The 25,869-nt window shown below is 70.5% G+C and carries 22 protein-coding genes and 1 tRNA gene; 9 read left to right on the top strand and 14 right to left on the bottom strand.

The window, feature by feature from the left end; all coding sequences use genetic code 11:
- The first annotated feature begins 56 nt into the window (after positions 1-56).
- From ABLE68_RS11395 to ABLE68_RS11380, 4 genes are read left to right on the top strand one after another with little or no spacing between them, the layout of a single operon-like run.
- On the top strand, positions 57-1,550 hold the full coding sequence (locus tag ABLE68_RS11395) for a flavin monoamine oxidase family protein (protein WP_348871438.1): 1,494 nt from the start codon (positions 57-59) through the stop codon (positions 1,548-1,550).
- A complete protein-coding gene (locus tag ABLE68_RS11390; protein WP_348871437.1) occupies positions 1,547-2,578 on the top strand; it encodes an SMP-30/gluconolactonase/LRE family protein in 1,032 nt (343 codons plus the stop codon). The genes ABLE68_RS11395 and ABLE68_RS11390 overlap by 4 nt, the downstream gene beginning before the upstream one ends.
- 10 nt (positions 2,579-2,588) lie before the next feature.
- A complete protein-coding gene (locus ABLE68_RS11385) occupies positions 2,589-3,281 on the top strand; it encodes a uracil-DNA glycosylase (protein ID WP_348871436.1) in 693 nt (230 codons plus the stop codon).
- Positions 3,282-3,309: 28 nt separating this feature from the next.
- On the top strand, positions 3,310-4,083 hold the full coding sequence (locus ABLE68_RS11380) for a dioxygenase family protein (RefSeq protein ID WP_348871435.1): 774 nt from the start codon (positions 3,310-3,312) through the stop codon (positions 4,081-4,083).
- Between the two features lie 80 nt (positions 4,084-4,163).
- Here the strand turns inward: ABLE68_RS11380 and ABLE68_RS11375 are convergent, their stop codons facing one another.
- Genes ABLE68_RS11375 through ABLE68_RS11365 form a run of 3 tightly spaced genes read right to left on the bottom strand, consistent with a single transcriptional unit; the run spans position 4,164 to position 8,345 of the window.
- Positions 4,164-5,114, bottom strand: coding sequence for an aldo/keto reductase (locus ABLE68_RS11375; RefSeq protein WP_348873262.1), 951 nt, complete (start codon positions 5,112-5,114; stop codon positions 4,164-4,166).
- Positions 5,115-5,143: 29 nt separating this feature from the next.
- Positions 5,144-6,709, bottom strand: coding sequence for a succinic semialdehyde dehydrogenase (locus tag ABLE68_RS11370; protein ID WP_348871434.1), 1,566 nt, complete (start codon positions 6,707-6,709; stop codon positions 5,144-5,146).
- Positions 6,710-6,719: 10 nt separating this feature from the next.
- Complete coding sequence (locus ABLE68_RS11365; RefSeq protein WP_348871433.1) at positions 6,720-8,345, bottom strand: GMC family oxidoreductase; 1,626 nt, start codon at positions 8,343-8,345, stop codon at positions 6,720-6,722.
- A gap of 108 nt (positions 8,346-8,453) precedes the next feature.
- Here ABLE68_RS11365 and pdxY point away from each other — a divergent pair, with 108 nt between their 5' ends.
- Positions 8,454-9,305, top strand: a complete 852-nt coding sequence (pdxY, locus tag ABLE68_RS11360; RefSeq protein WP_348871432.1) for a pyridoxal kinase PdxY — start codon at positions 8,454-8,456, stop codon at positions 9,303-9,305.
- A 48-nt stretch (positions 9,306-9,353) separates the two neighbouring features.
- A complete protein-coding gene (locus ABLE68_RS11355; protein ID WP_348871431.1) occupies positions 9,354-9,938 on the top strand; it encodes a DUF305 domain-containing protein in 585 nt (194 codons plus the stop codon).
- A gap of 32 nt (positions 9,939-9,970) precedes the next feature.
- On the opposite strand, the gene ABLE68_RS11350 is transcribed toward ABLE68_RS11355, so the two are convergent.
- Together ABLE68_RS11350 and ABLE68_RS11345 are read right to left on the bottom strand one after the other, a co-directional pair.
- Positions 9,971-10,046, bottom strand: a tRNA-Thr gene (locus ABLE68_RS11350).
- Between the two features lie 54 nt (positions 10,047-10,100).
- A complete protein-coding gene (locus ABLE68_RS11345; protein WP_348871430.1) occupies positions 10,101-10,826 on the bottom strand; it encodes an SDR family NAD(P)-dependent oxidoreductase in 726 nt (241 codons plus the stop codon).
- Positions 10,827-11,019: 193 nt separating this feature from the next.
- Here ABLE68_RS11345 and soxR point away from each other — a divergent pair, with 193 nt between their 5' ends.
- From soxR to ABLE68_RS11330, 3 genes are read left to right on the top strand one after another with little or no spacing between them, the layout of a single operon-like run.
- Positions 11,020-11,466, top strand: a complete 447-nt coding sequence (soxR, locus tag ABLE68_RS11340; RefSeq protein ID WP_348871429.1) for a redox-sensitive transcriptional activator SoxR — start codon at positions 11,020-11,022, stop codon at positions 11,464-11,466.
- Positions 11,463-13,295, top strand: coding sequence for an alpha-amylase family glycosyl hydrolase (locus tag ABLE68_RS11335; protein ID WP_348871428.1), 1,833 nt, complete (start codon positions 11,463-11,465; stop codon positions 13,293-13,295). Before soxR ends, ABLE68_RS11335 begins: the two co-directional genes overlap by 4 nt.
- A gap of 9 nt (positions 13,296-13,304) precedes the next feature.
- A complete protein-coding gene (locus ABLE68_RS11330) occupies positions 13,305-14,510 on the top strand; it encodes a DUF4032 domain-containing protein (protein WP_348871427.1) in 1,206 nt (401 codons plus the stop codon).
- A 53-nt stretch (positions 14,511-14,563) separates the two neighbouring features.
- Here ABLE68_RS11330 and ABLE68_RS11325 read toward each other — a convergent pair whose 3' ends face one another.
- The 9 genes from ABLE68_RS11325 to cysS all read right to left on the bottom strand — a co-directional run bounded on the left by ABLE68_RS11325 (position 14,564) and on the right by cysS (position 25,839).
- Entirely contained in the window at positions 14,564-15,118 is a 555-nt protein-coding gene (locus ABLE68_RS11325) for a hypothetical protein (protein ID WP_348871426.1), read from the bottom strand.
- Positions 15,119-15,120: 2 nt separating this feature from the next.
- A complete protein-coding gene (locus ABLE68_RS11320) occupies positions 15,121-16,815 on the bottom strand; it encodes a choice-of-anchor P family protein (RefSeq protein WP_348871425.1) in 1,695 nt (564 codons plus the stop codon).
- Positions 16,812-17,519, bottom strand: a complete 708-nt coding sequence (locus ABLE68_RS11315; RefSeq protein ID WP_348871424.1) for an ABC transporter ATP-binding protein — start codon at positions 17,517-17,519, stop codon at positions 16,812-16,814. Before ABLE68_RS11315 ends, ABLE68_RS11320 begins: the two co-directional genes overlap by 4 nt.
- Complete coding sequence (locus tag ABLE68_RS11310; RefSeq protein WP_348871423.1) at positions 17,519-18,331, bottom strand: ABC transporter ATP-binding protein; 813 nt, start codon at positions 18,329-18,331, stop codon at positions 17,519-17,521. Before ABLE68_RS11310 ends, ABLE68_RS11315 begins: the two co-directional genes overlap by 1 nt.
- Entirely contained in the window at positions 18,312-20,276 is a 1,965-nt protein-coding gene (locus tag ABLE68_RS11305) for an ABC transporter permease (protein WP_348871422.1), read from the bottom strand. The genes ABLE68_RS11310 and ABLE68_RS11305 overlap by 20 nt, the downstream gene beginning before the upstream one ends.
- 1 nt (position 20,277) lies before the next feature.
- Positions 20,278-21,732: an ABC transporter substrate-binding protein gene (locus ABLE68_RS11300; RefSeq protein WP_348871421.1), complete on the bottom strand. Its 1,455-nt coding sequence runs from the start codon at positions 21,730-21,732 to the stop codon at positions 20,278-20,280.
- A gap of 92 nt (positions 21,733-21,824) precedes the next feature.
- A complete protein-coding gene (locus ABLE68_RS11295; protein ID WP_348871420.1) occupies positions 21,825-23,285 on the bottom strand; it encodes an ABC transporter substrate-binding protein in 1,461 nt (486 codons plus the stop codon).
- 212 nt (positions 23,286-23,497) lie between these two features.
- On the bottom strand, positions 23,498-24,451 hold the full coding sequence (rlmB, locus tag ABLE68_RS11290) for a 23S rRNA (guanosine(2251)-2'-O)-methyltransferase RlmB (RefSeq protein WP_348871419.1): 954 nt from the start codon (positions 24,449-24,451) through the stop codon (positions 23,498-23,500).
- Positions 24,451-25,839, bottom strand: a complete 1,389-nt coding sequence (cysS, locus tag ABLE68_RS11285; protein WP_348871418.1) for a cysteine--tRNA ligase — start codon at positions 25,837-25,839, stop codon at positions 24,451-24,453. The genes rlmB and cysS overlap by 1 nt, the downstream gene beginning before the upstream one ends.
- Positions 25,840-25,869: the final 30 nt, after the last annotated feature.

Here is a 25,869-nt window from a genome sequence, read left to right as displayed (position 1 = left end):
ACGACGAGCCGGTCTCGTTGAGCCAGCGTCCGACACCCACCCCAGCAGGAGTGCCGATGTCCACACCGCAGCTCACCCGCCGACTCCTCCTCGGCAGCGCCACGATGGGCGGACTCGCGCTCGGCACCGGCGCGCTCCACGACGCCGTCGCGGCCGGGTCCCGGCAGGGATCCCTCCCGAAGCGGGTCGACGTGGTCGTCGTCGGGGGCGGCATCTCCGGCCTGGTCGCGGCGCACGACCTCGCGCGCCGTGGCCGCGACGTGCTCCTCCTCGAGGCGCGCGACCGCGTCGGCGGCCGGGTGCTCAACCACCACATCCGCCAGGGCGGCGGCGAGACCATCGAGTCCGGTGGCGCCTTCGTCGGGCCCACCCAGGACCACATCCTCGCGCTCGCGAAGGAGCTGAAGGTCCCGACGTTCAAGGAGTACAACACCGGCAACAGCGTCTACGTCTCGGCGCTCACCGGCCGGATGGAGTACTCCGGGACGGTCCCGCCGGACCCGACCATCCTCCCCGACGCCGCGGTGCTGCTGACCCGGATCGACGACATGGCCGCCTCGATCGACGTGGCCGCCCCGTGGGCCCACCCGAACGCCGAGGAGTGGGACGGCCAGAGCCTCGGCGAGTTCATCCGGCGCAACTCGGTCAACCCCGACGGCATCGGCAACCTGATCAAGTCCTGGACCCAGCCCGGCTTCGGCGCCGACCCCGACGAGCTGTCGCTGCTCTTCGTGCTCTGGTACGTCGCCTGCTCGGGCAACGAGACCAACGTCGGCACGTTCTCCCGCAACTCCGACACCGCGAACGGCGCGCAGGAGAGCCGCTTCATCGGCGGCTCCCAGCTCGTGCCGCTCCGGCTCGCGGGCCGGCTCGGCGACATCGTCGCGCTCAACGCGCCGGTGCGCCGGATCGAGCAGAAGAACCACCGCGCCTACGTCCACACCGCACGCGGCACCGTCAGCGCCGAGCGCGTCATCGTGGCCGCTCCCCCGCCGCTGGTGCTCGACATCGACTGGTACCCGCAGCTCCCGATCAAGCGCCTCCAGCTCATGCGCCACCTCGACATGGGCCAGCTGATGAAGTGCGACGCGATCTACAAGACGCCGTTCTGGCGCAAGGCCGGCCTCAACGGCTTCGGGCTCAACGACTCCGGCGCCGCTCGCGCGGTCTTCGACAACTCGCCCAAGGACGGCACCCCCGGCGTGCTGCTCGCGTTCGTCGGCGGCGCGACCTGGCGGAAGTACGGCCCGATGCCCCTGGCCAAGCGCCGCAAGGCGGTCCTCGAGGGCTTCGCCGCGATGTTCGGCGACGAGGCGCTCCACCCGGTCGACTACGTCGAGCACGACTGGACCAAGGAGCGGTGGACCCGCGGCGCTCCGACCGCCTTCCACGCGCCGGGCTCGATGGTGCAGTTCGGGCCCGCGATCCGGCAGCCGTTCGGTCGCGTGCACTGGGCCGGCACCGAGACGTCGACGTACTGGAGCGGCTACATGGACGGCGCCGTCCGCGCCGGCCAGCGCGCCGCGATCGAGGTCAGGGACCGCCTGTGAAGCGGCTGATCGCCCTGCTCGTGGCGGGCGTGCTGGCCATGACGCTGGGCTCGTCCGCAGAGGCGACGCCGCCCGAGAAGGGCGACACCCGGGTCTTCTCGCTGGTGCCGTCACCCGGCTTCCCGGCGTACGTCCACGTGCACACCAACGGCCGGGTGTACGCCGGGAGCTACATCGACTCCGGCAGCGCCGAGCCGTCGCGCGTCTTCGAGTGGACGGCCGACGGCACCCTGCTGCGGTCGTGGGCCGTGCCCGGGCAGGACCTCACGGCCGACCACGGGGTGCAGGTCGCCAACCAGACCCGCGACGGCAGGCTCGTGCTGCTCGAGACCTCGACCGCGTCGATCCTCACCCTCGACCTCAGGACCGGGAAGTTCCACCGCGAGGTGCGCTTCCCCGACGGCGCGACCCCGAACTACGCGACCTGGGGTCCGCACGGCGCGCTCTTCGTCACCGACTACGCCGAGGGCGTGATCTGGAAGGTGCCGCACGGCTCCTCGACGCCGCGCCGATGGTTCACCTCTGCGGCCCTCGCCGGGGCGATCGAGTTCGGCACCACCGGCATCCGCTACCGGCCCGGCCGACACGACCTGCTCATCACGCAGCAGACGGTCAGCGACGGTAGCGACCTGCCCACGAACGGCGCGCTCTACCGGCTGCCGATCGGCGACGCTGGAAAGCCCGGCGACCTGGAGACGCTGTGGACCTCCCAGCCCGGCGACCTGCCCGACGGCTTCGGCATCGGGCGATCCGGCCACGTCTACGTCGCGCTTGCCGGCCTCTCCAACCAGGTCGTCGAGCTGACGGCGGCCGGCGACGAGGTGCAGCGCTTCGGCACGGCCCTCACCGGCGACAACGGCTCACCCATCCCCTTCGACACCCCGTGCAGCGCGACCTTCCTCGGCAAGCGGGTCCTGGTCGCCAACCAGTCCGCGATCGCCGGCGACGCCACCCACCAGGCGATCCTCTCGGTCTACGTCGGGGAGCGCGGGCGGGCGCCGTACCTCCCGAAGGGCGCAAGGTTCTAACCTCGCTCGCATGAGCGCACTCGCCGGACTCGTCGACAAGGGACTGATGGCGCCGGACTGGGCCGAGGCCCTGGCGCCGGTCGACGACCAGGTCGCCGCGATGGGGGTCTTCCTGCGCGGGGAGGTCGCCGCCGGGCGCGGCTACCAGCCGAGCGGCGAGTCGGTCTTCCGGGCGTTCCAGCGCCCGCTGGCCGACGTACGCGTCCTGATCGTCGGGCAGGACCCCTATCCGAACCCGCAGCACCCGATCGGGCTGAGCTTCGCCGTACGCCGTGACGTGTGGCCGCTGCCGCCGAGCCTGGTCAACATCTACACCGAGCTGCGCGACGACCTGGGCATCGTCCCGCCGAGGAACGGCGACCTCACCGCGTGGGCGGACCGCGGCGTCATGCTCCTCAACAGGAGCCTCACCGTGCAGCCCGGCGCCTCGAACAGCCACCGCGGCAAGGGCTGGGAGCCGATCACCGAGCGGGCGATCACCGCGCTGGCGGCTCGGGGCGGCCCGTGCGTGGCCATCCTCTGGGGCTCGGACGCACGCAAACTGAAGCCGCTGCTCGCCCCTGTCCCGGCCGTCGAGTCGGCCCACCCGTCGCCGCTCTCGGCGTACCGCGGCTTCTTCGGCTCGCGCCCCTTCAGCCAGGCCAACGCGCTGCTCGTCGAACAGGGCGGCACGGAGGTGGACTGGTCGCTCCCGATGGAATAAAGTTGAAAGTCAAACCATTGAGGTGATCATGACGTCTCGCATGCCTGCGCTCTACATCGGCCACGGCGCACCGCCGCTGCTCGACGACCCGCTGTGGTCCTCGCAGCTGGCGTCCTGGGCGCAGGACCTGCCGCAGCCGAAGGCGATCCTGATCGTCAGTGCCCACTGGGAGTCCGCGCCGGTCTCGCTCTCCGCGAACGGCGCGCCCCTGGTCTACGACTTCGGCGGCTTCGACCAGAAGTACTACCGGATGACGTACGAGACCCCTGACGCCACCGCGCTCGCGCAGCGGGTCGCCGCGATGATGCCGAGCACCGAGCCGGTCCACCAGCACACCAGCCGCGGTCTCGACCACGGCGCGTGGGTGCCGCTCAAGCTGATGTATCCCGAGGCCGACATCCCGGTCCTGCAGATGTCGCTGCCGACCCACGACCCGGTGCGGCTGATGAAGCTCGGCGAGCGGCTGCGTCCGCTGCGCGACGAGGGCGTGCTGATCATCGGCTCCGGGTTCCTGACCCACGGACTGCCGTTCCTCAAGGAGTTCCGCATCGACGCAGACGCCCCGGGCTGGTCCTCGGACTTCGACGCCTGGGCCGGCGAGGCGCTCGCGCGCGGCGACGTCGACGAGCTCGCCCGCTACCGCACCCACGCCCCCGGCATGCCCTACGCCCACCCCACCGTCGAGCACTACACGCCGCTCTTCGTCACCCTCGGCGCGGCCACCACCCCCGACGAGCCCGGCCTCCAGGTCATCGACGGCTTCTGGATGGGCCTCTCCAAGCGTTCGCTCCAGGTCGCCTGACGGTCGAATCGAGACTTCCGTCAGTCGAATCGAGAGTTCCGTCGGACGAATCTCTCGATTCAACCGACGGAAGTCTCGACTCAACGTGTGGTGATGGCGTCGAGCTCGACGAGGTCGGCCTCGGACGGCTCCCAGCGGTGCGCTGCCGCGTTGGCGCGCACCTGGTCGCCCGAGGTCGCGCCGGAGATCACCGACGACACGGCGGGCTGGGCGGCCAGGCCGGCGATGGCGACGTCGAGCACGCCGAGGTCGCGCGCCTCGGCGTACTTCTCGACGGCCTCGATCCGGTCCCAGTCGGCCGTGTCCAGCCACTGCGACCGCGACGGGTCGAGCGCGGCGCGTGAGCCCACAGGTGCCGCGGAGCCGCGGAGGTACTTGCCGGTCAGCAGGCCGTACTCCAACGGGAAGTAGGGCAGCAGCCCGAGCCCGAAGGTCTCGCACGCGGGCACGACCTCCTGCTCCACGGTGCGATCGAGCAGCGAGTATCGGTTCTGCACCGACACGAAGCGCTCGAGTCCGGCAGACCGAGCGGTCCAGTCGGCGTCGGCGACCCGCCAGCCGTCGAAGTTCGACACTCCGAGGTAGCCGACCTTGCCCTCCCGGACCAGGTCGGTCAGTGCCGACAGGGTCTCCTCGATCGGTGTGACGCCGTCGGGGAAGTGCAGCTGGTAGAGGTCGATGTGGTCGGTCCTCAGCCGACGCAGCGAACCCTCGACCGCGCGACGGATGTAGCGCCGCGCGTTGCGCGCACCGAAGTCCGCGCCGTTGGCGCCGGCCATGTCGCCGCCGAACTTGGTCGCCAGCACGAACTCGTCGCGCTGCCCCTGCAGCGCCTCACCGAGCAGCTCCTCGGAGCCGCCGGGCGGGTCGCCGTAGATGTCGGCGGTGTCGAGCAGCGTCACGCCGGTGTCGCGGGCAGCCCCCAGGATGTCGCGTACGCCGGCCAGGTCCACCCGCCGACTGAACGCGTTGCAGCCGATCCCGACCGCGCTCACCATCAGGCCCGAGTCGCCCAGCGGGCGGTAGGTCATCTCGCTCACGCAAGCGACAGTACGACTCGCTACCTGATGCCGGTCTTCCGCATCATCTTCAAGCCGCCGAGCATCCCCTTGACGTACTTGTCGTAGTCCTGGCCGGGCTTGGCGCCCATGACCTGCTTCTTGAGGACGGCGAGGTTCTGCACGTCGGTGTACTTCAGCAGGCCCTGGTCGCCGTGCCGCGCACCGACGCCCGACTGCTTCACACCGCCCGACGGCGTGCCCTTGGACGCGAAGGCGGTCGCGAGGATGTCGTTGACGTTGACGTTGCCGGACTCGATCCGCATCGCGACCTCGCTCGCGGCCTTGATGTCGCCACCCCAGACCGACGCGTTGAGGCCGTACTCCGTGTCGTTGGCGAGCTCCACCGCCTCGTCCACGGTCTTGTAGGAGTGCAGCGCGACGACCGGGCCGAAGGTCTCCATCGTGCCGGTCAGCATCTCGGTGGTGACGCCCTCGAGGATGGTCGGCTCGAAGAACGCCGGACCCAGGTCGGGTCGCGCCTTGCCACCGGTGACCACGGTCGCGCCCTTGGCGACGGCGTCCTCGACGTGCGACTGCACGCGGTCCTTGTGGTCGGGCGAGACGAGTGAGCCCATCTCGGGTCCGAAGTCGTACGCCGCGCGCACGTCGAGCCCCTCGGCCTTCGCGACGAAGGCGGACTTGAACTCGTCGTACCGCGACTCGGGCAGGTAGATCCGCTCGATGTGCATGCAGATCTGGCCGGTGTTGCCGAAGACCCCGAAGACCGCACCGTTGACGGTCTCCTCCATGTCGGCGTCCTCGAGCACGATCATCGGGTTCTTGCCGCCGAGCTCGAGGCAGGCGCCGATCAGGTTGCGGCCGGCGCGCTCGCCGATCACCCGGCCGGTCGCGGTGGACCCGGTGAACATCACGTAGTTGGCGTTGTCGATCAGCGTCGGACCGACGTCCGGACCCTCGCCGCAGACGACCTGGAAGAGCCCCTTCGGCAGGCCAGCCTCCTCGAGCATCTGGATGCCGTAGAGCGGCGACAGCGCGGTCTTGTTGTCGGGCTTGAGCACGACGCCGTTGCCGGCGATCAGCGCCGGGATCGCGTCGGAGATGCCGGTCGCGAAGGGGAAGTTCCACGGCGCGATGATGCCGACGACGCCCTTGGGCTGACGGATCTCGGTCGACGTCGTGAGGAACGGGACCGGCCCGCCGCGCTTGGTCGAGGCCAGCAGCTTGGGCGCCCGCTTGATGTAGTGGCTCATCACCATCGGCGGGTCGCAGGTCTCCTCGATCGCCATCCGCCGGTTCTTGCCGCTCTCGACCTGGATCAGGTCGGTCGTGGTCTCGGCGTTGTCGATGAAGAGCGTGTGCGCCTTCTTGAAGACCGCGAGTCGCTTCGAGAGCGGCCAGCTCGCCCACTCGGCCTGGGCCGTGCGCGCGGTGGCGTAGGCCTGCTCGATGTCGGCGACCGTCGACTGGGGCAGCTCGACGAGCACCTCACCCGTGTAGACCTCGGTGAGCTTCCAGGTCCCCCCGCTCGTCGACGGCACCCGGGCCACGAGCTGCTGGAGGAACGCGTCGGTGATCGACGCCGGGCGGGTGAGATTGCTGGTCATGGAGTTCCCCTTAACGTCCGAGCACGAGGTCGGCGCCGCGCTCACCGATCATGATGGCCGGTGCATTGGTGTTTCCGCCGGTGATCGACGGCATGATCGACGCGTCGCAGACGCGCAGTCCTTCGATGCCGCGGACCTTGAGGTCCGGGCCGACGACGGCGAGCTCGTCGACGCCCATCCGGCAGGTGCCGACGCCGTGGTAGACCGACGTCGCGCGGTTGAGCACGGTCTGCCGCAGCTCGCTGCCGACGACGCCGGCGCCCGGCGCGATCTCGCTCTTGATCGAGCCGCCGAACGCCGCGCCGCCCATGATCTCGCGCACCATCTCCGAGCCCTCGACGAGCACGTCGACGTCGGCGTGGTCGGCGAGGTACTGGAAGTCGATGAGCGGCGACGCCGTCGGGTCGGCGGACGCCAGTCGCAACGTGCCCCGGCTGCGCGGGTAGATCAGCGTCGCGAGGATCGTCAGCGCCGGACGCGGGTCGACGTCGTGGCGGATCGGCTCGTCCTGGTTGCCCGAGGGGTAGGCCCACGGCAGCAGGTGCAGCTGCAGGTCGGGTACGTCGGTCGCGTGCGACGTCCGCACGAACGCCACCGACTCGAAGACCGAGTTGGCCATGAACGTCGTACCGGGTCGCAGCGCCTCCTTGAGCACGCCCATCCCGAAGAAGCGGGCGTTGCCGCGCATCTTCGACGACGTGGCGTGGAAGGTCAGCGCGTGGAAGAGGTGGTCGTGCAGGTTGTCGCCCACGGGCAGGTCCGCGAGCACGTCGATGCCGTGGTCACGCAGGTGCTGGGCGTGGCCGATCCCCGACAGCATCAGCAGCTGCGCCGACCCGACGAAGCCGGCCGACAGGATGACCTCCTTGCCCGCCCGGACCATGCGCTGCGAGCCGTCCTTGTCGGTGACCTCGACGCCCGTCGCGCGGCCGCCCTCGATGACGACCTTGCGGACCAGCACCTCGGACTGCAGCTGCAGGGTGGGTACGTCGAGGTTGTGCACGTAGCCGCGCGACGCGGAGTAGCGCAGGCCGTGCGCGGCGTTCTGCTGCATCCGGCTCACCCCCTCCTGCGACGCGGCGTTGTAGTCGTCGAGGACGGGTACGCCGAGGGCGTCGGACGTCGCCTGCAGGAATTGGATCGACCCTTCCTGCGGGGCGGCGTTGCGGGTCACCTTGATCGGACCGCCGGCGCCGCGGTAGTCGCTGGCGCCGCCCTCGAAGTCCTCCATCCGGCGGTACGCCGCGTTGACCTCGTCGGCCGACCAGCCGGTGTTGCCCTCGGCGGCCCAGGAGTCGTAGTTGGCGCGGTTGCCGCGCACGTAGACCATGCCGTTGATCGAGCTCGACCCACCGACGACCTTGCCGCGCGGCACCGGCATCTTCCGGTCGACCAGGTGCTTCTGCGGCGTCGAGTAGAGGCCCCAGTCGACGCGCTGCTTGAGCTTCGGCTCGGCGTGCATCGGCCCGATCATGCCGGGCTTCTTCACGAGGTACTGCTCGTCGCTCTTGCCCGCCTCGAGCACGATCACGCTCGCCCCCGACTGCGCCAGGCGGCCCGCGATGGCCGCCCCGGAGCTGCCGGAGCCGACCACCACGTAGTCGGCCTCGTTCTGGTACGGGACGTGCTTGGCCACGAGCTACCTCATCTGCATACCGAGAGAATGTGAACCGTCAGACTGTAACGCGTTCTAGTTCTTCGATCCAGGGGCGCGGTCTCCGGGCCGGTGCGGGAGGATCGACCGGTGAAGATCCTGTCCATCCAGTCGTCGGTCGCCTACGGGCACGTCGGCAACTCCGCCGCCGTGTTCCCGCTCCAGCGGCTGGGCCACGAGGTCTGGCCGGTCAACACCGTGCACTTCTCCAACCACACGGGGTACGGCGCCTGGCGCGGCCCGCTCCTCCCTGCCGAGGACGTCCGCGACGTGATCGCCGGCATCGACGACCGGGGCGTGCTCGGCGACGCCGACGCGGTGCTCTCCGGCTACCAGGGCGACCCGGCCGTCGGCGGGGTCATCCTCGACGCGGTCGCACGCGTGAAGGAGCTCAACCCCGAGGCCGTCTACTGCTGCGACCCGGTCATGGGTGACGTCGGTCGCGGGATGTTCGTGCGTCCCGGGATCCCGGAGTTCATGCGCGACACCGTCGTCCCGCAGGCCGACATCCTGACGCCCAACCACTTCGAGCTCGACTTCCTCGCGGGCCGCGAGACCCGCACGCTCGCCGAGATCCTCGACGCCGCCGACGACGTCCGGTCGCGCGGCCCCCGCGACGTCCTGGTGACCAGCGTCCTCCACGGCGACGTCCCGGAGGGCAAGCTCGACGTCATCGCCGTCTCCGACCAGGGTGCCTGGGCGGTCGAGACCCCGCTGCTGCCGATCACCCCCAACGGCTGCGGCGACGTCACCGCCGCGCTCTACCTCGCCCACCTGCGCACGACCGGCTCCGCCGACACCGCCCTGGCCCGCACGACGTCCTCGGTCTTCGCGATCCTCGAGAGGACGATCGAGGCCGGCACCCGCGAGATCCAGCTCGTCGCCGCCCAGGACGCGATCGCAGACCCGCCGGACTCCTTCGCCGTACGCCGCCTGCGCTGAGGACCTTCGCCTCTGGGGCCGGGCGGTCCGGCCACGTAGCGTCACCACATGAAGCTCCACGGCACGCGCACCCTGACCGTCCTGGCCGCAGCCGTCCTGGCCCTCGCGCTCGGTGCCTGCGGCACCAGCGACGACTCCGGCTCGTCGGGCACCCACAACGCCGCCGACGTGAGCTTCGCGACCGAGATGATCCCCCACCACGAGCAGGCGCTGCTCATGGTCGACATGACCGAGGGGCGGGACCTCAGCCCCGAGTTCGAGCAGCTCACCCAGGACATCGAGGCCGCCCAGACGCCCGAGATCGAGCAGATGCAGGGCTGGCTGAAGTCCTGGGGCGAGGACGTGCCCAGCGGCAGCAGTGGACACATGATGAGCGGCGGCAGCATGGGCGGCTCGATGGGCTCGGGCATGATGAGCGACCGCGACCTCAAGAACTTGCGCGGCGCCGGCAGCGACGCCTTCGAGGACATGTGGCTGCGGATGATGATCGCCCACCACGAGGGCGCCATCGAGATGGCGCAGACCGAGATCGCCGACGGCGAGTACGCCGCTGCGCTCGACCTCGCGCGCAGCATCGCGAGCTCGCAGCAGGCCCAGATCACCCAGATGAAGGCGATGCTCGCCGACTCATGACCCGCGCCGCGCGCGGGCGGCCTGGCCTCGCCTGGAGCCGATGACAGGAGTCGAACCCGCGACATCCTCTTTACAAGAGAGGCGCTCTACCAACTGAGCTACATCGGCGATGCCACCTGCGGCGGCGAGGCCACATGCTACGGGGAGCCCGACCTGCGACGGTCAGCCGCTCATGCCTCCGTCGTGCGCGATCACGGCGCCAGTGATCATCCGGGCCGACGGGGAGGCGAGCCAGACGATCGTGTCACCGATCTCGGACGGCTTGATGGCGCCGCCGGGCAGCATCATCATCAGCCGGTCGGCGACCCGGGTGTCGAGGTCGTCGGTCAGCTTGTGGAAGACCTGCTCCACGATCGGGGTGTCGACGGTGCCGGGGCAGATCACGTTGACCCGGACGCCCTCGGGCGAGAGCTCGAGCGCGAGCGACTTGGTGAGCTGGGTCAGCCCGCCCTTCGCGGCGGCGTACGCCGTGGCGTAGGGCTGCGGCGCGTTGCCGGCGACCGAGGAGACGTTGACGATGTTGCCCTTGGCCGCGCGGATGTACGGGAGCGCCGCCTGGATGATGAAGAACGGGCCCTTGAGGTCGACCGCGTGCACGCGGTCCCACTCGTCCTCGGTCACCGTCTCGATCCGACCGAACTGGACGATGCCTGCGACGTTGGCCAGCACGTCGATCTTGCCGCTGGCGGCGCAGACCTCGATGGCTGCCTCGATGGCGGCCTTGCTGCCGACGTTGCACTCGACGTAGGTCACGCCGTCGGGGACGGTCGGGTTGATGTCGAGGCCGTAGACGGTGTCGCCGAGGTCGCGGAAGAGCTCGGCGGTGGCGTAGCCGATGCCGGAGGCGGCTCCGGTGATGACGACGACGCGAGGAGTGGATTCAGTCACGCCGCGGACGCTACTAGAACACGTTCTATTGGGGTAGTGCCACCGCCGACCGAACGGCGTACTTCTCGGGCAGTTCCTGCGCTTCTCGGGCGTTGCAACACCCGATAAGCCCAGGAATACCCGGTGAACCGGGTATTCCGTCAATGCGGCCCCCGATGTTGAACGACGCTTGAAGTTCCGCGAGGCTGACGCCATGACCCAGCTGACGATCGGCCACCTGGCCGAGCGCGCGGGTGTCGCCACGTCGGCGATCCGCTTCTACGAGTCCCGGGGACTCATCACCTCGGTGCGTACGGCGGGCAACCAACGCCGCTACGAGCAGTCGACGCTGCGCCGGGTCGCCTTCATCCGTACGGCGCAGCGAGTCGGCCTCACGCTCGACGAGATCGGCGCGGCGCTGGCGAACCTGCCCGGTGGGCGGGCCCCAACCAAGGCCGACTGGCACCGGCTGAGCACGGCCTGGCGACCCCGGCTCGACGAGCAGATCGAGCGGATCGAGCGGCTGCGCGACAAGCTCGACGACTGCATCGGCTGCGGCTGCCTGAGCCTGAAGAGCTGCGCCCTCAACAACCCCGACGACGAGGCCGCCGAGCGCGGGTCCGGCGCGATCTTCCTCGAGCCCCAGGGAGGCCCTCGATGAGCCTGCTGCACGAGCCCCACCACGACGGCTCCCCGGCGTACGTCGACACGGAGGCGCCGGCTCCCGGCTCGACCGTCACCGTCCGGCTCCGCACCCACGCCGACGACCCGGTCGAGCAGGTCTGGGTGCGCACGACGTACGACGCCGAGCCGACCTACCACCCGTGCATCGTGAGCTCCCGCGACGAGCACACGGTCTGGTGGGAGGGCACGCTGCCGGTCCACAATCCGGTGACGAACTACCGGTTCCTGCTCGACGCACCAGACAGCCAGCGCTGGCTGAGCGCCGTCGGCGTCGTCGAGCACGACCCGCCGGACGCCTTCGACTTCCGGCTCAGCTCCCACCACGCCCCGCCGGACTGGGCGCGCGACGCGGTCGTCTACCAGGTGTTCCCGGACCGGTTCGCGCGCTCGGCCGCCGCGGACTCGCGACCGGTGCCGCACTGGGCCGTGCCCGCCGCATGGGAGGACGAGGTCGTCTTCGAGGGCTTCGACCCGCGCACGCCGACGCAGTTCTACGGCGGCGACCTCGACGGGATCACCGACCACCTCGACCACCTCGCCGACATCGGGGTCAGCGTCGTCTACACGACACCGGTCTTCCCCGGCGAGAGCAACCACCGCTACAACGCGTCGACGTTCGAGGAGGTCGACCCGTTGCTGGGCGGCGACGCGGCGTACGTCCGGCTCGCCACCGCCATCCACGAGCGCGGCTGGCGGATCCTCGGCGACCTGACGACCAACCACACCGGCGACACCCACGAGTGGTTCGTCGCCGCGCGTGACGTCGAGGGCGCCCCGGCCAGGTCGTTCTACTACTTCCTGCCGGACGGCTCCTACGAGTGCTGGATGGGCCACCGCACCCTGCCCAAGCTCAACCACGACGATCCCGCGTTGCGCGCCGCCATGGTCGACGGCCCCGACTCGGTCGTCGCGCGCTGGCTGCGTCCGCCGTACGACCTCGACGGCTGGCGCGTCGACGTCGCCAACATGACCGGTCGGCTCGGCGCGATCGACGTCAACCACGAGGTGGCCCGGCTCGTACGCCGTACCGCCGAGGCCGAGCGACCCGACGCGTTCGTGATCGGCGAGCACAACCACGACGCCTCGACGGACGTCGACGGCGACGGCTGGCACGGGACAATGAACTACTCCGGCTTCTCCTGGCCGATCTGGTCGTGGCTGCGCGACCCCGCGTCACCGGCGCGGGCGTTCGGCCGGCCGGTCCCGGTGCCGCGACGGCCCGCCGCCGCCGCCGTCCGCAGCATCCGTGAGTGGCAGGGTCGCTACGGCTGGCGCGCCACCACCTGCTCGTGGAACATCCTCGGCTCCCACGACAGCGCGCGGATCCGGACTGTGACCGGCGACGGCGCCGTGCACCGGGTCGCGGCCGGCCTGCAGTTCACGATACCCGGGGTGCCGATGCTCTTCGCCGGCGACGAGATCGGGTTGGAGGGCGTCAACGGCGAGGACGCGCGACGCCCGTTCCCGTGGGCCGACCCGGCGGGCTGGGACGACGACACGCTGGCGACGTACGCCGGGCTGGCGCGACTCCGACACTCCAGCGAGGCCCTCCGACGGGGCGGCCTGCGCTGGGCGCACGTCGACGACGACACGATCGTCTACGTCCGCGAGCACCCGAGCGGGTCGGTGCTGGTCGCCGCCCGGCGTGCCGCGGGCCCGGCGATCACCCTCGACGCCGGGGCACTGGGCTTCGCCGACGGGACGCTGCTGCTGAGCACCACCGGCGACGGCGACCTGACCGAGGTGGACGGTGTCGTGACGATCTCGGCCGCTTACGCGCCGTCGTTCTCCGTCTGGAGCCTCTAGGGTCGGGCCATGGCGCTGCGGATCGTCGCGAACCGGCCCGACCCGGACCTGCTCGGGCTGCCGTGGTCGACCCCGCTCGAGGAGTGGACCGAGCACGTCGTCCCGCTCCCCCGTGGCCTCTCGCGCCACGTCGTCCGGATCGTGCGTCTCGGCGACGACACGTTCGCGATCAAGGAGACCGTCGAGGACATCGCGTTCCGGGAGTACCGCCTGCTCCGCGACCTCCAGCGCCTGGGTCTGCCGGCGGTCGTACCGAAGGGGGTCGTGACCGGCCGCGTCGATGCGGACGGCGAGGAGCTCCCGGCCGCGCTGATGACCGAGCACCTGCAGTTCTCGCTGCCCTACCGGAGCCTGTTCGCCCACGGCCTGACCGCCGACAACCTGCCGTCCCTGATCGACGCGCTCGTGGTGCTGCTCGTCCGGCTGCACCTCGCCGACTTCTACTGGGGCGACGTGTCGCTGTCCAACGTGCTCTTCCGCCGCAGCGCCGGCGGCTTCGCGGCGTACCTCGTGGACGCGGAGACCGGAGAACTCAAGCCGAGCCTGTCGAGCAACCTGCGGGAGTACGACCTCACCGTCGCGGGCGAGAACGTCTTCGCCGAGTTCCTCGACCTGCAGGCCAGCGACGACCTCGACGGCGAGGTGCGGGCGCACGACATCGTCGAGATGCTGACCGACCGCTACCACGCGCTGTGGACCGAGCTGACCGTCGCGGAGGAGTTCTCCACCCAGGAGATGTGGCGCATCGAGCAGCGCATCGAGCGGCTCAACGACCTCGGCTTCGACGTCGACGAGCTCGACATCGTGACCGACTGGGACGGCGAGAAGATCCGGATCCAGCCCAAGGTCGTCGAGCTCGGCCACCACCAGCGCGAGCTGCAGGCGCTCACCGGGCTGCACGTCGAGGACGCCCAGGCACGCCGGATGCTCAACGACATCGCGTCCTTCACGGCAGCCTTCGACCTCGGCCGCGAGGACCGCACGTTGGTGGCGAGCAAGTGGATGGCGCAGACCTACGAACCGATCGTGGCGATGATCCCGCCCGAGGCCCGCGGCAAGCTCGAGCCGGCCGAGATCTTCCACGAGATCCTCGTGCACCGGTGGTACCTCTCCGAGCGGGCCGGCCACGCCGTCGACCTCCTCGACGCCGCGCGCGACTACATGGAGACGGTCCTGCTCACCAAGCCGGACGAGGTCGTCACGACCGACGAGTGACCGAGTCGGCGCGGATGTGTCTCCCGATCAGGCACATCCACGCCGACTCGTGGTCAGGGGCGGCAGACCCGGCAGGCGGTGAGGTGGCCGTTGTTCTCGCCGACGGGACGCAGGTCCTCGCGGTGGGAGATCAGCGCGCAGTCGCGTCGGTGCATCGTGGTGCCGTCACCGGCGGTGACCGGGAGCGCCGACACGTCGACGCCCTCGTGGGTCGAGGCGGCACGCGAGGTGACGTCGGCCAGCACGAGCAGGGTGTCGGCCAGGCGGCGCGACGACTCCTTGCCGTCGGCCGCGATCCGGGCCAGCCACGCGCCGAAGTAGAGGAAGCCTCCGGTGAAGGTGAGGCCGAGGCCGAGCAGGCCCCCTGAGACGAGGTAGGACAGCTGGTCGTACTGGTACGGCGTGTTGGCCGCGCCGTACCACCCGAGCACGATCACCACGAGGCCGAGCGGCAGCAGGATCGCGCCCGCCCAGAAGAGGACCAGCTGGAGCAGCTGGTAGTGGTTGTCCTTGAGCGGCGCGGCACCGGACGACGTCCGGCTGCCCGCCTTGGGGAGACCGATCGAGAGTCGCTCGGCGGCAGGCGCCTGCTGGGGCACGGTGGTCATGGTCAGGCCTTTCGGAGGTCGGGCAGGCCACTGTCGAGGCCGTGCGAGCAGGAGCCGGCGCCACCGAGGGCGAGCACGCCCGCCTTGCGGAGCCAGGTGCCGCCGACGGCGGCGAGGGCGATGCCACCGGCGAGGATCGCGCCGGGGATGGAGTAGAGCGGCGGCAGACCGGAGCCCGCGAGAGAGCTGGGCGGGAGGTCGCCGTCAGCCGACGGTGCGTCACCGCCGGCGCCGGGGGTCGCCGACGTCGGCGCACCGCCCGAGGTCGAGGCGCCACCGGCACCACCACCACCGCCGCCCGCACCGCCACCGGAGTGACCGGGGTCGTTGTCGGGGATGTCGGACGGGATGGCGATGCCCTGCACGGTGTCGACCGTGCTGCTGGCGTTGCCGAGGGTGATGACGATGCGCGGCGAGAGTCCGACCGCAGCCTGGAGCGCGGACTTGAGCTGACCAGCCTCGTCCGGCACGGCGCCGACCAGCTGGTCGAGCGGGAGCGCGTCGAGCTTCTTGCGCAGCTTCGAGGCGTCGATCTGAATCCGGAGGCCGGCCATCTCGCTGGTGGCCTGGTCGCCCTTCTTCTCCAGGGTCGGCTTCGGCAGCGTCAGCTTCACGCCCAGCTGGGCGAGGGCCTTCGTGGCCTGGTCGGGCAGGGCGGGGACCTTGGTCTGCTTGCCGGCGGCATCGAAGCCGCTGGGTCCGAACGAGAAGTCCTGGCCGGCGATCGTGATGCCGCCGAAGGAGGCCTTGCCGCCGGCCGTCGCGGCCTTGCCGTCGCTCGAGCTGGTGCTCGTGACGACCACGCCGTCGAGGGAGATCAGGCCGCCGAGCAGCTGGACGTCACCGAGCGCCGAGCGGGAGCTCGAGACGACCTTGTCGGCGGAGGCGACGTTCTGGCTGGTGGAGGTGTAGCCCTCGAAGTCGACGAGCGCCGCGAGCTCGGGGGGTACGCCGGGGGCACCGGGTGTCGTCGGCGCCGGGTCGTCGCCCGGGTCGTCGGCGGTCGTGGCCGACGTCCCGGTGATGGCCTGCCCGAACGCGGTGAGCGCGTCGGTCGGGGAACCGGAGACCCCGGACTGGCCCGGCAGAGCCGGCAGTCCTGGGATCTCCGGCAGGCCGGGAACGCCGGGCGTACCTTCGCCCCCGTCCTTGCCCCCACCGTCGTGGCTCCCGTCCTGCGGCGCGTGCACGTCGCCGTCGGGCGAGAAGCCGGTCTGGGCGATGGTCTTGGTGTCGCTCGCGCTGGTCTCCATGACCGTGCCCGGGAACGGCTCGTCGGCCATCTTCGCCTCGCCGCTGGGCTGGCTGGAGTTGACCTGGACCGGGTAGCCCTGGGCCGCCAGCGGACCGGACAGCTCCGGTGGCAGACCGAGGTTCTCGATCACGGTCTTGGCGCCCTCACCGATGGAGTCGCCCGGCCAGAGCCAGCTGGCCCGGCCCGACGAGCTGCCGGAGTCGGCCTCGACCTTGGTGTAGGCCATCTCGAACTCGGCCTGCGGTGTCGCCGGGATCGGGATGGTCGGCTCGTAGATCTCGATCTTCACCGGCGCCGCCCAGGCGCTGGAGCTGAAGCCGCTAAACGCCGGCTTCTCGGCCCCGTACGCCGATGCGCCCGCCGACACCGGCCCAGCACCGATCAGGATTGGGGCACCGACGAGCGCGGCGGCCGAGAGGGAGAGGAGGATCTTCTTGCTCATGCAGCACCGCCAAGGATGAGGTCGGACATGGTGGCCATGACTTCGTTCGGCTCGCCGGTGGCCACGATCCGGCCGCCGGTCATCACCGCCGCGTAGTCGGAGACGCGCAGCGCCGTCCGTGCGAACTGCTCGATGCAGAGGATGGAGACACCGCTCTGCGCGATCTGCGCGACGGTGTCGTAGAGCTCGTCGACGATCAGCGGCGCGAGGCCCATCGAGAGCTCGTCGAGCAGGAGCAGTGCGGGATCGGACGCCAGCGCGCGGGACATCGCGAGCATCTGCTGCTCACCGCCGGACATGGTCCCGGCGAGCTGGTGGCGGCGCTGGTGCAGCCGCGGGAAGTAGGAGTACGCCGTGTCCAGGACCGCCTGGGCGCTGACGCCCGCGTAGGACATCAGCGTGAGGTTCTCCTCGACCGTGAGGTTGGGGAAGACCGAGCGGCCCTCGGGGATCGTGCAGAGGCCGAGCTTGGCGAGCTGCTCGGGCTGCGGGTCCTGGACGTGGACGCCGCCGAGGTGGATGTCGCCCGACGTCGCCCTCTTCTGGCCGCTGATGACCTTGACCAGCGTGGACTTGCCGCCGCCATTGGGGCCGAGGAGCGCCATCACCGCGCCCTGCGGGACCTTCAGGTCTACGCCGCGCAGCACCTCGATGCGGCCGTAGGCGGCGTGGAGGTCGACGACCTCGAGGATCGGGACGCTCATCACCGCACCGCCGGGATCGTCATGGTGGTCTCCACGGCCGGGAGGTCGTAGCGGGTGTCGTCGTCGCGGGCGTCGTCGTCGCGGGCGTCCTCGGCGTACCCGAGGTAGGCCCGCTGCACGTCGCGGTCGGTGCGGATCGCGGCGGGCGGGCCCGAGGCGATCACCGAGCCGAAGTCGAGGACGTGGATCTCGTCGCAGACCGACATCACCAGGTCCATGTCGTGCTCGACCATGAGCACGCCCCGACCCTCGGCTGCGAGCCGGGACAGCAGCTCGCCGAACGCGTCGGTCTCCGACTCGTCGAGGCCGGAGGACGGCTCGTCGAGCAGGAGGAGCTTCGGGTCACCGGCCAGGCAGCGCGCGAGCTCGAGGAGCCGCGCAGCGCCGGTGGGGATCGAGTCGGCGCGCTCATCGGCGTACGCCCGGATGCCGACGGTCTCGAGCAGGCCGTCGACGTCCGCGGACGCGGGCTGGAAGAGGCCGAGCAGGCCGCGGTGGATGTCCTGGGCGACCCGCACGTTGTCACGCACCGTGAGCGACCCGAAGGCCTCGAGCCGCTGGAAGGTGCGGCTGATCCCCCGCCGGGAGCGGCGGTGCACCGGCAGCCGCGTGATGCTGCGGCCGTCGAAGCGCACCTGCCCGCGGTTGGGCTTCTGCAGTCCGCTGATCACGTTGAAGCACGTGGTCTTGCCGGCGCCGTTGGGCCCGATCAGGCCGGTGACCCGGCCGGCCTCCGCGGCGAAGCTCGCGTCGTCGACGGCAGTCACGCCGCCGAACTGCACGACGACACCGTCAACCTCGAGAAGAGACATGAGCGGGCACCTCCTTCAGGGGCACATCGGGCTCGGCGAGGACGTCGTCCTCGGTGCGTGGCTGGGGCAGTGGGAGCACGGGTACGACGCTCCGCACCCGGTCGCCGAAGCGCCGGTCGAGGCGCCGGCCCAGACCGAAGAGCAGGTTGGCCAGGCCGTTCGGGTCGCGGCCCAGCGCGACGGCACCGAAGCCGAGGATCGCGAAGATCAGGCCGGCGAACTCCGGGTGCGAGCTCTGCAGGACCGGGAGCAGCATCAGCCCGATGCCACCCATCGCCGCGCCGGTGACGGAGGTGACCCCGCAGACGACGGCGAGCAGCAGCAGCGGCAGGCTGTTGAAGAGCTGGAAGTCGGCAGCGCCGATGGTGCCGCGCAGGCCGGCGAAGAGCCCGCCGGCCAGGCCGGCCATGCCCGCGGAGAGGCCGAACAGCGCGACCCGGAACCACCGCATGTCGAGGCCGAGGGTGCCGCACGCGGCCGGGCTGTCGCGCATCGCGATCAGCAGCCGGCCGAGGACACCGCGGCGCAGGAGCAGGAGCGCCAGCGCCATCAGCACGAAGAACGCCGCCATCACCACGACGTAGCTGCCGTTGGAGGTGATCGAGTGGCCGAGGATCGAGAGCCGCTCGGCATGCAGCGTGCCGTTGAAGCCGAAGGCGTAGTCGGCCTGGAAGACCATCTTGTCCATCAGCACGCCGAAGGCGAGCGTCGAGAGCGCGAGGTAGAGACCGGTCAGCCGCAGCACGGGCAGCGCGACGAGCGCCCCGACGCCTGCGGCGATCAGCGCCGACAGGAGGAGGCCGTAGAGGTTGGGCTCGTCGAGCTTGGCGTAGGCGAGCGCACCGACGCCGGCGAAGGTGAACTGCGCGAGCGAGACGTGGCCGCCGTACCCCGTGAGGAGCACGAGCGACAGCATCACCATGGCGTACGTCGCGGCGGTGCCGACCAGCAGCAGGTTGGCGTCCGACATGCCGCTCGCCAGCAGCGCCACCAGGACCAGGAGCGCGGCACCCCACCCGATCGACTTGGAGAAGGACGGCAGCGGCGCCGAGACGATGCCCTTGACCTGCCCGATCCGCAGCTGGGCCTGGGGCATCGCGATGATCACGACGAAGAGGAAGAGCGCCGGCACCACGGCGCGCAGGCCGGCCAGGCTGCCCTGGCTCGGCAGGTAGGCGACCGCGAACGACTGCAGGATGCCGAGCCCCATCGCACCGACGAAGGTCAGCGGCAGGCTCTTGAGGCGGCCGAGCATCGCGGCGGCGTACGCGTTGATGACCAGCAGGGTGAGGTCGTAGTAGGACAGCCCGATCACCGGCGTGAGCAGGATGCCGGCGAGTGCTGCCAGCGAGATGCCGATCGCCCAGGACAGCGAGGCGACCCGGTCGGGGTTGCCGCCGAAGAGGCGCAGGAGCACGGGGTTGTCGACCGACGCGCGCATGGCCGTGCCGATGCGGGTGCGGTTGAGCAGGAGGTAGAGGAGTCCCGCGACCACCATCGAGAGCGCGATCGTGATGATCTGGTGGGCCGTGACGTAGGTGTCGCCGATCTCGAGGCCCTTGTCGGGCAGGAACGGCGGGACGGTGCGCGGCTCGGGAGGCCAGATGTACTGCGCCAGACCGATCAGGCCGACGAAGAGCCCGACCGTGACGACCAGCGAGACGCTGACCGGTCCTTCTCCGAGCCCGCGGGTGACGAAGCGCTGCACGAGGTAGCCGGTGCCGGGCGCCACCACGCCGAGCACCAGGAAGAGCGCGAGCCAGGTGGGCATCCCCTGTCGCTGGCTGAAGTCCCAGAACGTGAAGGCCATGACCATGCCGAAGGCACCGTGCGCGATGTTGAAGACGCGGGTGGTGGTGTAGGTCAGCACCAGGCCGCTCGCCGCGATGGCGTAGGCCGCGCCCGTGAACAGCCCGAGGATCGTGAAGGAGAGGAGGGAGCTCATGTCAGTTGCCGTTCAGTAGAGGGCCGCACATGAAGTTGCCGGGCGACACCTGGCTCCACTTGCCGTCGTCGAGCTGCAGCACCGAGCCGCAGTTGGACGTCGTCTTGCTGCCGACCTGCTGCGGGACGTGGAGTCCGTTGCCGGTCCAGTTCTTGACGCCCTTGAGCGCGCTCACGAGCGAGGCCCGGGTGAGCTTGCCGCCCAGCGCGGTGGCCTGCTCGACGAAGAGACGGGCCGCCGACCAGGCGTAGAGGCCGTAGTAGTTGGGGACCGCACCGGGCTTCACCTGGTTGAGCCAGGACCGGTAGAGGGCCATCTCCTTGACCGACGTGTCGTCGAACATCTTGGTGCTCGACCAGGCGTAGACGCCGTTGCCGTTGTCGCCGGCCTGGTCGACGAAGTTGGCGTCGTAGATCGTGGAGTCCTGGACGAACGCGTCGGGCTCGAAACCCTGCTGCTTCATCGCGTCGAGCAGCTTGACGGTGTCCTGGTAGGGGCCCGTGTAGGTGACCAGCTTGATGCCCTTGTCCTTCATCTGCTGGACGTAGGGCGCGTAGTTGAACTCCGAGACGTCGATGCCCTGGAAGTAGTCGACCTTCCAGCCCGCGCTGTTGTAGGCGTTGCGGAACGCGGCCGCGTTGCCGACGGCCGCACCGGCGTTGATGTAGATGACGGCTGCGTGCTGCGTGGCGTCCTTGTACTTCTGCAGGAAGTAGCGCGGCATCGAGCCGTTGACCTCACCGGGGTTGACCGCCTGCGCAGCGAAGCAGGTCGAGCAGTCGCGCCGCTCGGTCGTCGTGGTCGTCGAGCGGATGTCGGGCAGGCCGCACGACTGCGCAGCGCTCGCACCGCCGGAGTCGAACGCCGACATCGAGCCGACCGCCGCGAAGGCGTCGTCGCACGCCTTGGTGTAGGCCTGCTGGTCGGCACCGGCGTCGGCGCGGGTGTCGAGCAGCTCGACGTCGAGCTTGCGACCGCAGATGTCGCTGGTCGAGTTGAAGTAGGCGACGTACGCCCGAGTCGCCTCCTGCGCGGACTCGAAGATGCCGGGCACCGGACCGGAGATGTCGCTCGCGTTGGCGATCGTGATCGTCTTGTCGGTGATGCCGGTCTGGTTCTTGAAGCCGGCGCAGCTGCCGGCCTTGGTCGTGCCGGTGGCTGCGTTCTCGCCGGTGCCCTGCTGGCCACCACCGCCGGACGCCGGGTCACCGGTGCTGCCGGACGAGCCCGTCGAGCCACCGGTGGTGCTGCCGTCCGTGGAGCCGGTCGCACCACCACCGCCGGCGACCGACCCGTCGGGGTTGGTCCCTCCGGCGACCGCACCGCCGGCGCCGCCCCCGCTGCCGCCGCTCGCCTGGGCGACGGTCTCCGGGTCGAGCTGCGAGCCGCAGGCAGCGAGTGCGGCGCAGAGCGCCAGCACCGCAACGGTGAGCACGGCAGACCTGGACGTGGACACTGCTTCCCTCCCGGAACCAGAACGTGTTGCACCTCTCAACGAGGCACGTCGTCCGAGGTGACGGAGGGCACACTGCGGTCTGGACATCGCCGTCACCCGACCGAGGTGACGCCGCTGCACTGGTACTTCGTGCCGCCGACCGGCGACCACTTGCCGCCCTCGAGGCGGATGAACCGCCAGCACGGACCGGCCTGCTTGGAGCCGACCGGCTGCGGCGCGTGCAGGCCGTTGGCCGTCCAGTTGTTGACGCTCTTGAGACTGCTGATGAGGGAGCTGCGGGTGAGCTTGCCGCCGAGCTTGGTCGCCTGCTCGACGAAGAGCCGGGCCGCGGACCAGGCGAACAGACCGAAGAACGACGGCGTCGCGCCGGGCTTCACCTGCTGGAGCCAGCTGAGGTAGAGCTGCAGCTCCTTGTTGCTGCTGGCCTCCTCGAACGGCGTGAAGTTGATGAAGACCGTGGTGCCGTCGACGGCGTCGCCGCCGCTGCTGACGTAGTCGGGGTTGTACGCCGTGGGGTCGATCATGAAGATCTTTGGCTTAAAGCCCTGCTGCTTCATGGCGTCGGCGAGCCGGGTGAACTGGGCGGTCGACGCGATCATCTGGACGTACTCGATGCCCTTGTCCTTCATCTGCTGGACGTAGGGCGCGTAGTTGAACTCCGAGATGTCGATGCCTTGGACGTAGTCGAAGTGCATGCCGCGCTTCGTCATCGCGGCGGCCTGGGTCTTGCCGTTCTCGGCGGCCGCGCCCGCGTTGATGTAGAGCATCGCAGCGTGCTGGCCGGCGTCGCCGTAGTTCTTCAGGACGAAGTCGGGCACGGAGTTCTGGAACTCCTGCGAGTTGGCCGCCTCTGCCGCGAAGCAGGTCGTGCAGCTGAGCCGCTCCTCGGTGGTGGCCGCCGTACGGATGTCCGGGAGGCCGCAGGACTGGGCGGTGGACGCGCCGCCGGAGTCGAAGGCCGACATCGAGCCGATCATCGCGAAGGTCTCGTCGCAGCCCTTCGAGTAGGCCTGCTGGTCGGCGGCCGCGTCGGTGCGGCTGTCGTAGGCGTTGAGCTGGAGCTTGCGGCCGCAGATGTCGCTGGTCGAGTTGAAGTAGGCGACGTACGCCTTGGCTCCCTCCTGCGCGGACTCGAAGAGCCCGGGGACGGGGCCGCTGATGTCGGAGGAGTTGCCGAGCGTGATGGTGTCGTCGGTGATGCCGGTCTGGTTCTTGAACCCGGCACAATTGCCGGCCTTCGCACTGCCGGTCGCGGCGTTGTCACCCGTGCCCTGCGGAGCGTCGCCGCCGCCGCTGCCACCGGTCGTCGTGGTGCCGCCGCCGGTCGTGGTGGTGCCGGTGCCACCGCCGCTGCCGCCGGTCGACCCCGGGACCGATCCGTCGAGACCCCCGCCCGTCGTACCCCCGCCTGCTGCCGTGCCCCCGCCGGTCCCGACGCCGGTGCCGCCGGCCTGGGCGACCGTGTTCGGGTCGAGCTGGGAGCCGCAGCCGGCCAGGACCAGCACGAGGACGGCGCAGGCGGGCGCGAGAAGCCGGCGAGGAATCTGGAGCACGAGGGCCCTCCGTTGACTAGAACACGTATCAGTTCTGGTCAACGACAGGGGACGCCGAAGGTGACGGGGAACACGTTCCGGCCCAGACCGCTGACCCGGCTCCTGCGTCCCACCGCGGGGCGCTGGCCCGGCTCATGTGCACGCCGAAAGACCACTGACCCGGCGTGAATTCACGCCGGGTCAGTGCAGTTCAGGGGTGCACGAGAGCCGGGTCAGCGGCGCGCCTCGGCGATGGAGTAGAGCGCGACCGAGGCCGCGACGCCGGCGTTCAGCGACTCCAGGTGGTTGGCCATCGGGATCGACACCAGCTGGTCGCAGGTCTCGGCGACCAGGCGCGACAGCCCGTCGCCCTCGGCGCCGACCACCAGGACCAGCGGCCCGTCAGCGAGGTCGAGGTCCGGCAGGCTGACGTCACCGTCGGCGGCCAGGCCGACCACCATGCAGCCGGCGGCCTGGTAGGCCTTGAGCTGGCGGGTGAGGTTGACGGTCTGCGCGACCGGGAGGCGAGCAGCCGCACCGGCACTGGTCTTCCAGGCTGCGGAGGTCATGCCGGCTGCGCGGCGGTCGGGGATGACGACGCCGTGGGCCCCGAAACCCGCGGCGCTGCGGATGATCGCGCCCAGGTTGCGCGGGTCGGTGACGTGGTCCACCGCCACGATGAGCGGCTTCTCCCCGTTGGCGGCGGCCGCGTCGAGCAGGTCGTCGGCGTGGGCGTACTCGTACGCCGGGATCCGCGCGGACAGCCCCTGGTGGGAGCCGGCGCCGATCATCCGGTCCATCTCGGTCTTGGTGACCTCGAGCAGCTTGATGCCCTTGTCCCCCGCGAGCTGGAACGCCTCGCGCAGCCGCCCGTCGCGCTCGGCGCCCTCCGCGACGTACAGCGCGTTGATCGGCACGCCCTCGCGCAGCGCCTCGACGACGGGGTTGCGGCCGATGATCCACTCGGCGTCGGAGCTCGTACGCCGCTTGGGGCGCGACTGCGACGACGTGGCCTTCTTCTCGGCGCGCTTCGCCGACTTGTGGGCCTTGTGGTACTCGCGGTCCTTGGCCGGGGGCGTCGGCCCGCGACCCTCGAGGCCGCGCTTGACCCGACCGCCGGAGCCGGCGGTGGGGTTGCCCTTGCCGGACTTCTTGATCGCGCCCTTGCGCTGGCTGTTGCCTGGCATCAGTTGTTACCTGCTTCTAGTGACCACTCGGGGCCGTTGGGGGTGTCGGTGATCGCGATGCCGGCGGCCTTGATCCGGTCGCGGATCGCGTCGGCGGCGGCGAAGTCCTTGTCCGCGCGCGCCTGGGTGCGCTGCTCGAGCAGCCCGCGGACGAGCACGTCCACGGCCTCGGTCAGCTGGTCGTCGTTGCTGGCGGCCGAGCCCCACGCGGGGTCGGCCGGGTTGAGCCCGAGCACGTCGAGCATCGCCAGCACCTGCCCGGCGTACGGCCTCGGGTCGTCAGCCTTGTTGCCGTCGCGCACCGCGTCGTAGAGCACGGCGACGGCGGCGGGCGTGCCGAGGTCGTCGTCCATGGCGTCGGCGAAGGCCTGCGGCACCTCGGTCGCCTCGACGTCGCCGACCCGGGCCAGGAAGCTCTCGATCCGCCGGAACCCGACGGCCGCCTCCTCGAGCGCCTCGAAGGAGAACTCGACGTGGCTGCGGTAGTGGGCGGCCACGACGTAGAAGCGCAGCTCGATGCCGCGCACGCGCTGGAGCACCGACGGGATCGTCAGCGAGTTGCCGAGCGACTTGCTCATCTTCTCGCCGGCGGTGGTGATCCAGGCGTTGTGCATCCAGTACGACGCGAACTCCTGACCAGCCGCGCGGGACTGGGCGAGCTCGTTCTCGTGGTGGGGGAAGCGCAGGTCGACGCCGCCGCCGTGGATGTCGAAGGCCTCGCCGAGGTACTTGCCGGCCATCGCGGAGCACTCGATGTGCCAGCCGGGACGGCCACGGCCCCACGGGCTCGGCCACGACGCGGTCGCCGGCTCGGACTCCTTGCGACCCTTCCAGAGGGCGAAGTCGCGCGGGTCGCGCTTGCCGCGCGGGTCGGCGTCCTCGGCGGCCTCCATGTCGTCGATCTTCTGGTGGGTCAGCTCGCCGTACGACGGCCACGACCGGACGTCGAAGTAGACGTCCCCGGAGCCGTCGGCCGCGGCGTACGCGTGACCCTTCTCGATCAGCGCCTCGATCAGCTCGACCATCTCGGGGATGTGGCCGGTGGCGCTGGGTTCGTACGTCGGCGGCGCGACGTTGAGCGCGGCGTAGGCCTTGTCGAGCTCGATCTTCATCGCGTAGGCGAGGTTGTACCAGGGGCGACCCTGGTCGGCGGCCTTGGTGAGGATCTTGTCGTCGATGTCGGTGACGTTGCGGATGAACGTCACGTCGTAGCCCTGGTGGCGCAGCCAGCGCTGGAGGACGTCGAAGTTGACGGCCGACCGGACGTGACCGACGTGCGGCTCCGACTGCACCGTCAGACCACAGACGTAGAGACCGGCCTTCCCCTCCTCGAGGGGAACGAAGTCACGGACTTCGCGGGTCGCGGTGTCATAGAGCCTGAAGGTCACCCGCCCAGTCTAGAGATGCCCCGGCCCGAG

The organism is Nocardioides pollutisoli (assembly GCF_040045055.1).
GTDB lineage: Bacteria > Actinomycetota > Actinomycetes > Propionibacteriales > Nocardioidaceae > Nocardioides > Nocardioides tweenelious.
Note: the sequence above shows the minus strand (reverse complement) of the source record. Positions and strands in the feature narration are given on the sequence as shown.